Genomic DNA, 504 nt, shown 5'->3' on the forward strand with positions numbered 1-504 from the left:
GATCATCAAGCGCAGCAAAGTGCTTTCCCAAGCATCAAAAAATGCAGAGCAATTTGAAGACAAATTCTGGTCAGGTACAGACCTTTCCCAACTTTACCAAAAAGTGAAAGGGCGCAAAGACGAGATCGCAGGTACAGAAGAAATCTTCTACGCAGGTTTCACAGAATTTGCTCGTTTACGTAAGAGCAATGCGAACTCACCAGCTTACATTATGGAAGGCACAGGTCGCGCGATGCGTGTTGCTGTTGCGCGTGAAGTTGATGAGCTTGAAACAAGCCTACCTTTCTTAGCAACTGTCGGTTCAATCAGCCCATACATTGGTTTGTTTGGTACTGTTTGGGGCATCATGCATGCGTTTATTGCACTGGGTGAAGTGAAACAAGCAACGCTTTCTATGGTTGCCCCAGGTATCGCAGAAGCGTTGATCGCGACTGCTATGGGTCTATTCGCAGCAATTCCTGCGGTAATGGCTTATAACCGACTAAGCAACAAAGTAAGTAAGCT

At 46.0% G+C, this 504-nt stretch carries 1 protein-coding gene; it reads left to right on the top strand.

The features are described from left to right. Position 1 precedes the first annotated feature (1 nt). Positions 2 to 504: protein TolQ (gene tolQ / locus R7044_RS28440; protein WP_225456445.1), on the top strand; the 503-nt coding region annotated here is incomplete at its 3' end.

Source organism: Vibrio sp. 1402, from assembly GCF_033340275.1.